This is a genomic window from Paenibacillus sp. GYB006 (assembly GCF_036577645.1).
Classification (GTDB): Bacteria; Bacillota; Bacilli; order Paenibacillales; family Paenibacillaceae; genus Paenibacillus.
Genome location: NZ_JARBDA010000125.1, coordinates 1 through 202 on the forward strand (window position 1 = coordinate 1; position 202 = coordinate 202).

Here is a 202-nt window from a genome sequence, read left to right on the forward strand (position 1 = left end):
TCAAGGATTTGCTCCCTGAAAACTAGATACGAAACAATCTTTGCGATTTATAGCATATGCTTTCGAAGTAGCTTTCCTTCAGAAAGCTTGTAGGATAAGCCCTCGACCGATTAGTACTGGTCAGCTCCATGCATTGCTGCACTTCCACCTCCAGCCTATCTACCTCGTCGTCTTCAAGGGGTCTTACTAGTTGGGAAATCTC

The 202-nt window shown here is 45.0% G+C and carries 1 rRNA gene; it reads right to left on the reverse strand.

Going from position 1 to position 202, the window contains the following annotated elements:
- Positions 1–90: 90 nt before the first annotated feature.
- Positions 91–202 (reverse strand): 23S ribosomal RNA (locus tag PV403_RS25280); the annotation flags it as partial.